The following is a 12,222-nucleotide window of genomic DNA, read 5'->3' on the forward strand; positions in this document are numbered from 1 at the left end:
GTGCCGCAACGGACCAGGAAAAGTGGGTGACGGGTCCCGTGGCGCGCGAGATCATAGGACTCATGTCCGGGCCCCATGTCATCCGCGGTGCGGTCGTCCTTCCCGAGGCCGAGCTCGTCTGGCGGTTCTCGCGTTCCTCGGGTCCGGGCGGCCAGCACGTCAACACCAGCGACAGCCAGGTCGAGCTGCGCTTCGACCTCGGCAGGACGCAGGCGCTGCCGCCGGTGTGGAAGGAGCGCGCCCTGGAGCGGCTGGCGGGCCGGCTGACCGACGGCGTGCTGTCCGTACGGGCCTCCGAGCACCGCTCGCAGTGGCGCAACCGCGAGACCGCCGCCGTCCGGCTGGCCGCGCTGTTGGCCGAGGCCACCGCACCACCGCCCAAGCCGCGCCGTAAGTCGCGGATCCCACGGGGCATCAATGAGCGGCGGCTGCGGGAGAAGAAGCAGCGCGGCGACACCAAGCGCGGCCGCTCGGGCCGCGACTGGGGCTGACCGGCCCGCAGGCGCGGCCCCCGGCCGCCCTCGCCGTCTCGACCGTCCCGGCTGTCTCGACCGTCCCGGCTGTCTCGACCGTCCCGGCTGTCTCGACCGTCCCGGCTGTCTCGACCGTCCCGGCCGTCTCGACCGTCCCGGCTGTCTCGACCGTCCCGGCCGTCCCGGCCGTCCCGGCCGTCCCCCGGTCACCCCGCCCCTCACCCCAACTGCCGGTACTTCCCCCGGAAGTACGTCAGCGGCCCGTCGTCGTCGTTGGAGACCGACGTGGCCAGGACGCGCGCGATGACCAGAGTGTGATCGCCGGCCATGACCCGCTGCTCGGTGCGGCACTCCATGGTGGCGAGGGCCCCGCCGATGAGCGGGGCGCCGGACACCTCGCCCCGTACGGACGAAAGATCCTCGAAGAGCAGCCGGTCGCTGATGCGCCCCTTCATCGCGAACCGCCCGGCAATCTGCCGCTGATGCCCCGAGAGCACCGATACGGCCCAGAGCGGCTGCAGCTCCAGCAGGTCGTCCATCCGTGAATCGTTGCGAACGCTCACCATGACGAGCGGCGGGTCGAGGGAGACCGACAGGAATGCGGTGGCGGTCATGCCGACGTCATCGCCGTGCGGCCCGCCGTCGGGGTCGTGGGCGGTGATCAGCACCACGCCTGCGGCGAGGCGGGACAGGGCGGCGCGGAATTCGTCGTCACTCACTCCAACAGAATGCGGGATGGGCGCATCGTCCGGTGTGGAACTGAGGGTGACGACGGGTGCGGAAGGGGCGGTGGGCCCGGAGGCCGCCGTATCGGCAGGGCTTTTCGTGAACACGCCATAAACGCTAACTTCGTCGGCCCCCGCCGCGCATCGGGCCCGGGGACCAGCCGCGTCCTAGGTCTGACGACGGAAGTCCGGAACACTCGGAAATTTGCGTTCAGCAAGTGTAGAAAGAGTGAAGGCGCGCTTCCGTGGCGGGTTTATGGAAGATCGTCAAACATCCTTCAGGCTTTGTGACTTGAGTCACAGGAGGCGCTAATTGTTGACCCTGTGTACCGAGTGAACAGCTCACTGTGATTCAGTGAGCGTGGAATCGGACGACAAAGAATCGTGGAGTTTGCTGTCGAGGTCTCAGGGAGAGCGAGCGATGGAGACCGAGTCGGAGCCATACGTCCGTCTTGCGACCCTGCGGCAGCTGCACCAAGTGGTCGCCGAGCTGAATACCGCGCGTAGTCTCGCGGACACCTTGCAGACGGTCGCCGACGGCGCGATCAAAGGGCTCGGCTATGAGCTGGCCGCGGTCAATCTGGTCCGCCCCGACGGCGATCTCGTGGTCGCCGCGGTCGCCGGCAGCGCGGGCGCCGAGGCGCTGATGGCCGGGCGGGCCGGCTCCCGCACCTCCTGGGAGCGCCGGCTGGCCATGGGCGAGCGCTGGGGCGACCTCGTCTTCATCCCGCACACCGAGGGCTGGGTGCTCGACGACGACGACGTACCGCAGTGGCACACGGCCGGACCCGCGCCCCGCTTCCCCGACGAGTGGCACTCCATGGACCGCCTCTTCGCGCCCATGTACACCACGGCCAACGGCGGCGGCGAGCTGCTCGGGGTGATCTCCGTCGACCGGCCGCGCAACGGCCGGCGGCCCGGCGCCTGGGGCCAGGAAGCCCTGCAGATGTACGCCTTCCAGTCCGCCATCGCGATCAGCAACGCCCGGCTGCGGGCGAACATGCAGCGCGCCCTGGTCCGGCTGGAGCGCGACCAGCAGGCACTGCGCGCCAGCGAGGAGAGCTTCCGGCAGGCCTTCGAGTACGCGCCGAGCGGCATGGCCGTGGCCGAAATGGGCGGCGACCAGCACGGGCGGCTGCTCCGCACCAACGACGCGCTGTGCCGGCTGCTGGGCCGCCCGGCCTCCGGGATGCGCCGCTACTCCTTCTCCGACCTGGTCCACCCCGAGGACATCGGCACGCTGCTGCGCACCTCCGCCGAGGGCGGCCGCGCCGAGCTCCGGCTGGCCCGCCGGGACGGCACCTACGTGTGGGTCTCGCTGCGCAACTCCGTCGTCGCCGACACCACCGACGGCCCCCGCTTCCTGCTCACCCACGTCGAGGACATCGAGGAGCGCAAGCGGCACGAGCTGCAGCTCGCGCACCGCGCCAGCCACGATTCACTGACCGGACTGCCCAACAGCGCGGAGCTGCGGGCCCGGCTCGGTGCCCGGCTGTGCTCCCGCGCGCCCGGCTCGATGGCGGACGCCTACGCCTCCTCGCGCGTCCTGCACACCGATCCCCATGAGGCGCACGGCTTCCGGCCGGACGGCAAGGAGCCCTTCGACGGACTCGACGGTTTCGAGGGCGGGCCCCCGGCCCCGTTCGACCACCACGTCCATCTCGTCGCCCCCGCGGACGGGCCGGCCGACGACGGCTCCAAGGGGCTCGCGGTCCTCTTCTGCGATCTCGACGGCTTCAAGTCGATCAACGACCGCTTCGGGCACAACACCGGCGATGCGGTGCTGATCGAGGTCGCCCGCCGGCTCACCAGCGGCGTCCGGGACGGCGACACGGTCGCCCGGCTCGGCGGCGACGAATTCGTGGTGCTCGCCGACGGCCTCGGCACCGCCGACGCCCAGGATCTCGCGGTCCGGCTGCGGAACGCGATCATCCCGCCGATCCGGGTGGAGGGCCGGGCGGTCCGGGTGGGCGCTAGCTTCGGCATCGGCTGGGCGAGCTGCGGGATGACGGCCGAGGAAGTGCTGGAGTCGGCCGATCAGCGGATGTACGTCGAAAAGCGCTCCCGCTCGAAGGCGAACCGACGGGCGGCGGGGTGAGCCACGGGCGCAGCAGCCGGTGCCGGCGGCCGGCCGGGTCGCCGGCGCCGCCCGCCCCGCCCGGGCCGGATGCCGCCGCCCGCCTCGCCGGCGCCGCCCGCCCCGCCCGGGCCGGATGCCGCGTATCTCACACCCGGCACCCTGCGGCCTCCGCACCAGCAGTTCACCGATCCGTAGCGATCTTGTGGCCCTTCGGGCTCGGTGTGCGCATGCCCTGAGGGGGTAGGCTGCGCCGATGCGGCGCGGCGCCGCCGGGGGCCCGCCAGACAGATCGCGCAGCAGATGACAGCGCACGCGGGAAGACGCGTCCAGACGCGCACAGATCGCTTGGGAGTGACACGGAATGACGGCCGGCAACAACGGCGCGGACACGCCGGAGAACGACGACCCGTTCGGCTACCTCTACCGCTCGGAAGGCGGCGAGGGCGGCGCACCGGGCCCGTCGGGCGACGGCGCGGCGGCGCGGCAGCCGGGTGTCCCGCGTACCTCCTACAACCAGGTGCGGGCGGTCGGCCAGCGCCAGTACGGACAGCAGGCCCCGCAGCAGGTCACGTACGGGCAGCAGAACGCCCACTACGCCGCGCCGGAAACGCTGCCCGGCGGCGACCGTACGCGTTCCGCCGCCCCGGGCAACGGCGGCGGTGGCCAGGAGCCGCGGCGCGGCCGCAACGGCCTGCTGATCGGCGCCGTCTCGGTGGTCGCGGTGGTCTGCATAGGCATCGGCGTGGCGATGCTCACCAACAACAAGGGCTCCCAGGACGACGCCGCGGGCAAGCCGGGGCCGTCGGCCGGTGACACGGTGCGCCCGGGTGACAAGCCCGAGAAGCCCGCTCCCGGCAAGCTGCCCCAGGAGGACGCGGGCAGCCTGCGGCTCGACGGCGGGGCGAGCACGGCCAAGGATGTGCCCGGCGCCCGTTCGGCCGGCGGGACGTATGTGGCGGGCATGAACACCCCCGGCGCGTCGGCCACGTGGAGTGTCGATGTGCCCCGGTCCGGCGACTACACGCTCTTCGTCGGCTACGGCGTGCCGGGCAAGGACGCCGATTCCTCGCTGACCATCAACGGCCAGCCGCGCTCGACGAAGCTGAACATGGAGAACTTCGCCGGGGCGAAGGAGGGCGCGTGGGACAAGGGCTGGACCCGCACCTTCGCCTGGATCCAGCTGAACAAGGGCACGAACACCATAAAGATCTCGTGCGAGCAGGGAAACAACTGCGACTTCAACCTGGACAAGGTCAGTCTCAAGGCGGGCCAGGTCAAGCGCTGACGGCCGGGCCGGCGCCGGTCCGGTGAGCAGCAGGTGAGCACCAGCGGTGTGCCGCGGGGAGAACGATCCCCGCGGCACACCGCTTGTCGTCCGGCTGCAGTCCGGCTGCAGTCCGGCTGCAGGGGTGCGGCGCGCTGCGCTCAGCGGGCCGGCCCGGACGGGGAGTGCTCGCTCGTCACCACCACACGCGTCAGCAGCTCGTCATATGTCGCCGCATCGAACTCGCCCGCCGCCGGGGCCCGTACGGTTGCCGCGGACAGGGCTACCGCGCGGGCCAGCCGGTCCGGCCAGGGCAGCTCCTCCACCAGCCCCGACAGCAGACCGGCCACCGCCGAGTCGCCGGCACCCGTCGGGTTGCCGGCGATCCGCTGTGGCGGCGCGGCCTGCCAGGTGCCGTCGGCGGTCACCGCGAGCATGCCGGCCGGGCCCAGCGAGGCGGCCACCGCATGGGCGCCGCGGCGGCGGGCGTCGCGGGCGGCGCGCAGTGGTTCGGTGCTGCCGGTGAGGGCGGCCAGTTCGTCGGCGTTGGGCTTGGCGAGGTCGGGGCGGGCGGCCAGGCCCCGGCGCAGCGGTTCGCCGCTGGTGTCCAGCAGGACCGGCACGCCGGCGCTGCGCGCGGCCCGGGTGAGCCGGGCGTAGACGTCGACCGGAACGCCCGGCGGCAGGCTGCCGCACAGCGCCACCGCCCGTGCCTCGCCCAGCAGTTCGCGGTAGGTGCCGAGGAAGGTGTCCCATTCGGCGGGGGAGACGGTCGGGCCCGGCTCGTTGAGCTGGGTGGTGTCGCCGCTGCCCGCATCGACGACGGCGACGGTGCGGCGGGTGGCGCCGCCGACCGGGACCAGTGCATCGGTGACCTCGGTCTCGGCGAGCAGCGCGCGCAGCGCCTCGCCGGTGCCGCCGCCCGCGAAGCCGGTGGCGACCGTGCGGTGGCCGAGGGCGGCCAGCACCCGGGCGACGTTCAGGCCCTTGCCGCCGGGGCGTTCGGACACTTCGGTGATCCGGTTCGTGGCGTGGGGATGGAGCCGGGGAACGCGGTAGGTGATGTCCAGGGCGGCGTTCAGCGTGACCGTGAGGATCATGGTCGCCCCTCCGGGCAGTCATGGCCGGGCGGCCGGGCGTCGGGCCACCGCGCGCGGCCGTGGCATACGGACAAGTGCGCGAGCGATCATGCCATCGCTGGTGGTCGTTGGCCCAGACCCGGTCCCGCTTCCGGAGGCCCGTGGGCCGGCCGGAGGGGCGGCCGGCCGTGCGGCTGTCCGCCGCCGTACGGGGCGTCAGACGCCCGCCGGGCGCACCACCCACTCGCCCCGGCGCATGACTCCCACCAGGTCGTATGCCGCATCCAGCACCACCAGGTCGGCATCCTTGCCGGTCTGCAGGGAGCCGGTCCGGTCGTCGATGCCCAGGAGGCGGGCCGGGGTGGCCGAAAGCGCCTGTACGGCCTGATCGACCGTCAGGCCGTCGAGGGTGACCGCGCGGCGGAAGGCCCGGTCCAGGGTGAGGGTGGAGCCGGCGATCGAACCGGCGGTGGGGCCTTCGCTGATCCGCGCGACGCCGTCCTTGACCTCGACCTGCATCGGGCCGAGCGGATACATCCCGTCGTTCATCCCGGCCGCGCCCATGGCGTCGGTGATGAACGCGACCCGTCCGGCGCCGGCCTCACGGACCGCCAGCTGCAGGATCGCCGGGTGCAGATGGGCGCCGTCGTTGATGAGCTCGACGGTGATCCGCTCGTCCTCCAGGAGGGCGGCGACCGGGCCCGGCGCGCGGTGGCCCAGCGGGGGCATCGCGTTGAAGAGGTGGGTGGCGACGGTGGCGCCGGCCTCGATGGCCCGGCGCGTGGCCTCGTAGCCGGAATCGGTGTGGCCGATGGCGGCGATCACCCCGGCGTCGGCGAGCAGCCGTACGGACTCCAGGCCGCCGGGCAGTTCGGGCGCGACGGTCATCATCGACGCGGTGCCGTGCGCGGCGTCGATCAGCTTGCGGACGTCGGCCGGGTCCGGATCGCGCAGCAGCTCCGGCTGGTGGGCGCCGCAGCGCTGCGCGGAGATGAACGGGCCCTCGAAGTGGATGCCGGCCAGTTCGCCCTGCTGGACCAGCTCGGCGAGCACCGCGGCCTGCCGGGCGAGGTCGGCCAGTTCGCCGGTGACGGTGGAGGCGACCATCGAGGTGGTGCCGTGCCTGCGGTGGGTCTCGGCCACCGTCATGCACTCCTCGGGGTCGGCGGACGAGAACGAGCCGCCGCCTCCGCCGTGGACGTGCACATCGACGAAGCCGGGGACGATGAGGTGGTCCGAAAGGTCCACCACCCGTCCGGCCGCCGCCTCCTCCGGGTCGAGGTCACGGCTGTGGACATCGCCGATCCGGCCGCCCTCGACGGTGATCCGGCCGCGCTCGACGACGCCGGACGGCCGGGCGATCCGGGCGCCGGTCAGAACGGTGCGCCCGGCGTCCGAGGGCCGCTGCGCAAACGGTTGCTGTGCCATCAGGCGGTTACCTCCGTGGAGAGAAGATCCCAGGCGAGCAGGCCTGCGCCCAGGCACCCGGCGGCGTCCCCCAGGGCCGCCGGAACGATCGAGGGGAGCCGCTGGAACGTAACGCGGCGGCGGACCGCTTCCCGCAGAGGCGTGAACAGCGTGTCGCCCGCCTCGGCGAGCCCGCCGCCGATGATCAGGGTCTGCGGGTCGAGCAGGGTCAGACCGGTGACCAGGCCGTCGGCGAGGGCGTCCACGGCGCTGTGCCAGACGGCGCGGGCCCGTTCGTCGCCGGACTCCACGGCCTTGGCCGCGTCCGCCGCGCCGGCCTGCGGATCCTTGCAGACCGCCGCCCAGTCACGGCCGACCGCGGCGGCCGAGGCCACCGTCTCCAGACAGCCGCGCTGACCGCAGCCGCAGACGCGTCCGCCGGGCCGTACGACGATGTGGCCGATCTCGCCCGCGCTGCCGTGCGCTCCGGCCTCGATCCGGCCGTCGATGCCGATGGCGCCCGCGATCCCCGTGCCCAGCGGGACGAACAGGAACCGGTCGGCGTCCCGCCCGGCGCCGATCCGGCCTTCGGCCAGGCCGCCGGTGCGGACATCGTGGCCGAGGGCGACCGGCACCCCGCCGAGCCGCTCGGACAGCAGCGCCCGCATCGGTACGTCCCGCCAGCCGAGGTTCGCGGCGTAGACGGCGGTGCCGGAGCGCTCGTCGACGATCCCGGGGACGGCGACCCCGGCCGCCGCGGCGGGGACGCCGAAGCGGGCCGCGCCGAGGTCACGCAGCTCGGCGGCGAAGCCGAGGATGGCCTCGACGACCGCGTCGGGGCCCCGCTCGCGGCCGGTGGGGCGCCGTGCCTCGTACAGCAGCACGGGGGGACCGGCGGAGGTCCCCCCGGCAGGTGTCGTGTCCACCCCTACGAGGGCGGCCTTCATCCCGGTGCCGCCCACATCAAGGGCGATGACGTGTCTCACGGGAACAGTTTTGCGCGAACCGGGCTGAAAGGTCTAGTCCACTCACCGGGTGGATCACCCGCGGATCCTCCGGGTGGCTCACGCGTGGCTCCTCCGGGCGGATCACCCGGGGGGAACCGCCCGAAGGCCCGAAGGCCTGCGCCTCCGCGAAACGGGGGGTGGTGTAGACCTTGTAAAGGCCGCGGGGGAGACTCGGTAGCGGACGCGGGCACGACCCGCTGTCATGCCGTTGGAGGGGGACCCCTGAGACGGTGGGGCGGATGCCCCGGCAAGCACGGACTTTCAGGACAAAGGGCGGTAAACAGCGGTGCAGCGGCGGTACTTGAGCCTGGCGGCGGTCATCACCACCACCATGACGCTGACTCTTACCGGCTGCGGCAGCGGCTCCGGTAGCGGCGACGACGTCACTCTCAAACTGATCGCGGCGGACTACGGCGACAGCCAGTCCAACAGCTCCCAGCACTACTGGAACGAGCTCGCGCGCGCCTACGAGAAGAAGCACCCCGGCACCAAGATCGATGTCAAGGTCTACAGCTGGACGGACGTCGACAAGAAGGTCGCGGACCTGGTCAAGGCCGGCCACGCACCCGACCTCGCGCAGATCGGCGCCTACGCCGACTACGCCGCCAAGGGCCAGCTCTACGGTGTCGACAAGCTGCTCAACGTCACCACCCAGGCCGACTTCAGCCCCTCCCTCGCGGAGGCCGGCGAATACAAGCGCGTCCAGTACGGCATGCCCTTCGGCGCCAGCACCCGGCGGCTCTTCTACAACAAGAAGCTGTTCACCCAGGCCGGCATCACCTCCCCGCCGCAGAACTGGGACGACATAGCCCACGACGCCCAGCTGCTGAAGGACCACGGGGTCAAGATGCCCTTCGCGCTGCCGCTCGGCCCGGAGGAGACCCAGGCCGAGACGATGCAGTGGATGCTCAGCGGTGGCGGCGGTTACACCGACAGCATCGGCAAGTACACGATCGACTCGCCGGAGAACGTCAAGACCTTCAGCTGGCTGAAGAACAACCTCGTCGGCAAGGGCCTGACCGGCACCGATCCGGCCAAGCTCAACCGCAAGGACGCCTTCCAGGGCTTCGTCGACGGCAAGGTCGGCATGCTCAACGGCCACCCCACCCTGATGAAGCAGGCCGCGGCCAAGGGCATCGACTACGGCAGCGTCGAACTGCCCGGCGCCAACGGCAAGGCCAAGGCCACCATGGGCGTCGCCGACTGGATGATGGCGTTCAAGCAGGGCGGCCACCGCGCCCAGGTCGGCAAGTTCCTCGACTTCGTCTACAGCGACAAGAACGTCGAGAAGTTCTCCGGCGACTACGGCCTGCTGCCGGTCACCACCTCCGCCTCCGAGGCGATGCAGGCCGACGACACGTACACCGAGCTGCACGGCTTCCTCAAGCAGCTCCCCAACGCCGAGTTCTACCCGGCGAACAAGACCTCCTGGCCGCTGATCTCCAAGACGGTCAAGGCGAAGATGGGCGCCGCGGTCGACCCCAGGGGCAACCCGTCCGGGGTGCTCACCGACATCCAGAACACCGCGGACGCGGCGGACAACACCGGCGAATGACGGTGGCGGCGCGGCTGCGCGGACAGGCGGGCGGGCCGGGGCGGGGGCCGAGGCCGGGGTCGGGATCGGAGTCGGGGTCGGGCTCGGCCGGCGGGCCCGGTCCGGCCCGGGCGAGGGGCCGGGCCTGGTCCGACCGTGCGCTTATCGTGGAAGCGTGATGACGGACGGCGCGGGCGGCACGGGCGATATGGAGGCCGTGGGCGGCACGGGCGATGCGGAGGCCGTGGGCGGTCCGGAAGGCGCGGGCGGCACAGGCGGTCCGGCCGGTTCGGGCAGTCCTCCCGGGGCCGGTGCGAGCGCCGCGGGGCTGACCGCCCGGGACGAGGCGGTGCTCGCCGTGGAGCGCCGCTCCTGGCCGGGCCCCGGCCCCAAGGAACGCGCCATCCGCGAACAGCTCGGCATCTCCCCGACCCGCTACTACCAACTCCTCAACGCGCTGCTGGACGACCCCCGGGCGCTCGCCCACGACCCCGTCACGGTCAACCGTCTGCGCCGCGTCCGGGACGCCCGCCGCGCCCGCCGCTGACGCGGGCGCCCGCCGCGCCGTCTAGATGCGCCCGTGCACCCTCCCGGCCCTCGCGGAGGTGCCCCCGCCGCCCGCCGCTCGCCGGTAGGGTCGGCGCCATGGGCAGCCCCCCGAACGCCGCGCCGCACTCCCCGCCGCCACCCGGAGCCGTACCGACCCCGCGCACCCCGGCCGGCCGCGACGGCCTCGCCGCGCTGCTGGCCCACCCGGAACGCGCCGTCATCGCCCTCGACTTCGACGGCACCCTCGCCGATATCGTCCCGGACCCGGAGAAGGCCCGCGCCCATGAGGGCGCCGTCGCCGCCCTCGGCCGCCTGGCGCCCCGGCTGCGCGCCGCCGCGGTGATCACCGGCCGCCCGGCCACCGTCGCGGTCCGCCTCGGCGGCTTCGCCAAGGCGCCGGGCCTGGACCATCTCACCGTCCTCGGCCACTACGGCGCCGAGCGCTGGGAAGCCGCCACCGGCACCGTCCACGCGCCCGCCCCGCCCCCCGGCGTCGCCGCCATACAGGCCGAGCTCCCCGGCGTCCTGGATGCCTCCGGCGTCTGGCACGGCACCTGGGTCGAGACCGCCATCGAGCGCAAGGGCGGCCGCGCCATCGCCGTCCACACCCGCCGCGCCACCGACCCCCAGGGCGCCTTCGACCAGCTGCGCGGCCCGCTCACCGCGCTCGCCGAACGCCACGGCCTGATCGTCGAGCCGGGCCGCCTCGTCCTGGAACTCCGCCCGCCGGGCATGGACAAGGGCGTCGCCCTGGCCGACTGGGTCCGCGAGACCGGTGCCACCACCGTCCTCTACGCCGGTGACGACCTGGGCGATCTGGCGGCCTTCGCCGCCGTCGAAAAGCTGCGCTCCGACGGCCTGGGCGGTGTCCTGGTCTGCAGCGGCAGCAACGAGGTCGCCGAGCTGGCCGACCGCGCCGATCTGGTGGTCGACGGCCCGACCGGAGTCGTCGCACTGCTCGCCGCCCTGGCCGACCGGCTGGACTGAGGGGAGGCACCTGGTGTCCTGAGCCGGAAGTCCTCCGCAGCAGGTCACTGGTCGCCGTCGCCGTCGCCGTCGCCGTCCCCGCTCGCCGTACGCCGCGACTCCTCGACGATCCGCTGCAGAGCCGCCGCGTGCGCCTCCAGCGCCGTCCGCCCGCCGTCGCTGAGGTTCACCCAGGTGCGGGGGCGCTTGCCGACGTACCCCTTGCGCACCTCGACGTACCCGTGCGACTGCAGCGTACTGATCTGTTTGGACAGGGCGGAGGGGGAGAGCCCCGCCGACTCCTTCACCCAGGCGAACTCCGCCCACTGCACGCCCGCGAGCAGCGACACGATCGTCAGCCGGGTGGGGTCGAGGAGTACGGGGTCGAAGTCAGCGTGTGCCATCGAGTGCGCTCGCTCCTGTGCGATGGCCGCCGCGCACGGCGACCGAGAGGAGCGCCCGATGGCAGTGCGGCCCGAACAGGGCCAGGGCGCCGCCGATCACCGCACCCACCGCGGTCCGCCAGTACGGCACGGCGAGGTGCCAGTGCGGTTGCAGCAACTGAACGGCGAGGCCGGCCAGGACCACGGCAAGCAGCGTGAGCAGCGCGTAACGGCGGAAGCGCCCGGAAGTCTCCTGCCTGCGCGTCCGGACGGGCTGACCCAGCAGAGCCGAGCCCTTGCGGGTGTTGAGCAGCGCGACATAGCCGACGCCGAGTGCCCCGTAAGCCGCCGAGGACCAGCCGGCCGCTCCCTCTCCGAAGAAGTCCGGGGCTGCGAAGAGCGCGCCGAACACGACTCCGAACAGTACGTACACCCACCGGGCGTTGGTGGCCGAGCCGTGCGCCTGGTCCCGGTGCCGGTCGATGTCCCTCAGTGCGCGGGCTGCTTCGTCTGCCGAAGGGCGGGGGCCCTTGGGGTCGGATGGCGATGACGCTGACGACATGGCTACCTCCTCGAAAAATACTGGTTGCTCCAGCAGAATCATTTTCCTGAGAGGAAACTAGTTGCCCAGGATTGGTTCGTCAACAGGGCGTCAGCTCCTGGGCCTTGTGGTGTTGCCGCCCGCGATCCAGACGAAACGCCCCGACGGGCACCCGGGGCCGGCCCTTGCGCGGCCCCGCTCGGAACTCCCCGCC

The 12,222-nt window shown here is 72.8% G+C and carries 12 protein-coding genes; 6 read left to right on the plus strand and 6 right to left on the minus strand.

Features of this window, described 5'->3' with window-relative positions:
• The first annotated feature begins 62 nt into the window (after positions 1 to 62).
• A complete protein-coding gene (gene arfB / locus ACF088_RS21085; RefSeq protein ID WP_088802263.1) occupies positions 63 to 491 on the plus strand; it encodes an alternative ribosome rescue aminoacyl-tRNA hydrolase ArfB in 429 nt (142 codons plus the stop codon).
• 200 nt (positions 492 to 691) lie between these two features.
• On the opposite strand, the gene ACF088_RS21090 is transcribed toward arfB, so the two are convergent.
• Positions 692 to 1,306 (minus strand): flavin reductase family protein, encoded by a 615-nt coding sequence (locus ACF088_RS21090; protein WP_392377289.1) that lies wholly within the window; start codon positions 1,304 to 1,306, stop codon positions 692 to 694.
• Positions 1,307 to 1,619: 313 nt separating this feature from the next.
• Between ACF088_RS21090 and cdgB the strand changes: the two genes are divergently transcribed.
• Together cdgB and ACF088_RS21100 are read left to right on the plus strand one after the other, a co-directional pair.
• Entirely contained in the window at positions 1,620 to 3,296 is a 1,677-nt protein-coding gene (cdgB, locus tag ACF088_RS21095; protein WP_392377290.1) for a diguanylate cyclase CdgB, read from the plus strand.
• A 343-nt stretch (positions 3,297 to 3,639) separates the two neighbouring features.
• On the plus strand, positions 3,640 to 4,563 hold the full coding sequence (locus ACF088_RS21100) for a carbohydrate-binding protein (protein ID WP_392377291.1): 924 nt from the start codon (positions 3,640 to 3,642) through the stop codon (positions 4,561 to 4,563).
• Between the two features lie 140 nt (positions 4,564 to 4,703).
• Here the strand turns inward: ACF088_RS21100 and ACF088_RS21105 are convergent, their stop codons facing one another.
• From ACF088_RS21105 to ACF088_RS21115, 3 genes are all read right to left on the minus strand, one after another.
• Positions 4,704 to 5,642, minus strand: a complete 939-nt coding sequence (locus tag ACF088_RS21105; RefSeq protein WP_392377292.1) for a 1-phosphofructokinase family hexose kinase — start codon at positions 5,640 to 5,642, stop codon at positions 4,704 to 4,706.
• 195 nt (positions 5,643 to 5,837) lie between these two features.
• The gene (gene nagA, locus ACF088_RS21110) at positions 5,838 to 7,049 is read right to left on the minus strand and encodes an N-acetylglucosamine-6-phosphate deacetylase (RefSeq protein ID WP_392377293.1); all 1,212 of its coding nucleotides are present in this window, start codon (positions 7,047 to 7,049) and stop codon (positions 5,838 to 5,840) included.
• Positions 7,049 to 7,975, minus strand: a complete 927-nt coding sequence (locus tag ACF088_RS21115; protein ID WP_392377386.1) for an ROK family protein — start codon at positions 7,973 to 7,975, stop codon at positions 7,049 to 7,051. The genes nagA and ACF088_RS21115 overlap by 1 nt, the downstream gene beginning before the upstream one ends.
• Before the next feature lie 391 nt (positions 7,976 to 8,366).
• Between ACF088_RS21115 and ACF088_RS21120 the strand changes: the two genes are divergently transcribed.
• From ACF088_RS21120 to otsB, 3 genes are all read left to right on the plus strand, one after another.
• Positions 8,367 to 9,590, plus strand: coding sequence for an ABC transporter substrate-binding protein (locus ACF088_RS21120; protein WP_392377294.1), 1,224 nt, complete (start codon positions 8,367 to 8,369; stop codon positions 9,588 to 9,590).
• A gap of 187 nt (positions 9,591 to 9,777) precedes the next feature.
• Positions 9,778 to 10,116, plus strand: coding sequence for a DUF3263 domain-containing protein (locus ACF088_RS21125; RefSeq protein ID WP_392377387.1), 339 nt, complete (start codon positions 9,778 to 9,780; stop codon positions 10,114 to 10,116).
• Positions 10,117 to 10,214: 98 nt separating this feature from the next.
• Complete coding sequence (gene otsB, locus ACF088_RS21130) at positions 10,215 to 11,105, plus strand: trehalose-phosphatase (protein WP_392377295.1); 891 nt, start codon at positions 10,215 to 10,217, stop codon at positions 11,103 to 11,105.
• A 44-nt stretch (positions 11,106 to 11,149) separates the two neighbouring features.
• Here otsB and ACF088_RS21135 read toward each other — a convergent pair whose 3' ends face one another.
• The gene (locus tag ACF088_RS21135) at positions 11,150 to 11,488 is read right to left on the minus strand and encodes a winged helix-turn-helix domain-containing protein (protein WP_392377296.1); all 339 of its coding nucleotides are present in this window, start codon (positions 11,486 to 11,488) and stop codon (positions 11,150 to 11,152) included.
• Positions 11,475 to 12,029: a hypothetical protein gene (locus ACF088_RS21140; RefSeq protein ID WP_392377297.1), complete on the minus strand. Its 555-nt coding sequence runs from the start codon at positions 12,027 to 12,029 to the stop codon at positions 11,475 to 11,477. The genes ACF088_RS21135 and ACF088_RS21140 overlap by 14 nt, the downstream gene beginning before the upstream one ends.
• Between the last annotated feature and the right edge of the window lie 193 nt (positions 12,030 to 12,222).

Origin of the sequence: Streptomyces sp. NPDC015125 (assembly GCF_043080045.1) — a bacterium.
Classification (GTDB): domain Bacteria; phylum Actinomycetota; class Actinomycetes; order Streptomycetales; family Streptomycetaceae; genus Streptomyces.